This is a genomic window from Burkholderia sp. AW49-1 (assembly GCF_053427845.1).
Window position 1 is genome coordinate 1 of record NZ_JBSAXF010000101.1, and the last position, 613, is coordinate 613.

Sequence of the window (613 nt, forward strand, 5' to 3'; positions counted from 1 at the left end):
TGCGCAGATCGACCTCGGCCAGGGCGGCACGATCGCCGCAAATGGCAACGTGATGCTTGGCACAGCGAGCGCGACGTCGACGGTGAACAGCAACAGTTCGGGTAGCGACGGTCATGGCAGCTATGCGGAGACATTGCACACGTCGGATCAGGCGCTGACCGGCACGACGCTCAAGGGCGGCGGCACGGTCAATATCGTGTCGGGCAAGGACATTACCGTTAGCGGCAGCGCGATCAGCCTCGACAAGGGCAATGCGAACCTGCTGGCGGCCGGCGATGTGGATGTCGGCGCGGCAGCCGAGACACATGAACTCAATTCGCACGAGACCCATAGCCACAGCAATGTCGTCAGCGGCGCGAAGATTGCGAGCGGGATCGACCAGACGATGACGCTGAACCACGGTAGCTTGGTGTCAGCGGACGGCGTGAACATCGTCAGCGGCAAGGACGTCAATGTTCAGGGCAGCACCATCGTCGGAACGAACGACGTGACGCTCACGGCCGCACGCAACGTGACGGTTACGACGTCGCAGGATACCTTGCAGTCGTCGAGCTACTACGATAAGAAGGAATCGGGGCTAATGGCGGGTGGCGGCCTGTCGGTGTCGGTGGGC

At 62.3% G+C, this 613-nt stretch carries 1 protein-coding gene; it reads left to right on the forward strand.

Annotation, left to right across the window (positions count from 1 at the left end; all coding sequences use genetic code 11):
• Positions 1 to 613, forward strand: a 613-nt coding sequence (locus tag ACV22W_RS33580; protein ID WP_448023835.1) for a hemagglutinin repeat-containing protein, incomplete at both ends; no start/stop codon positions are given.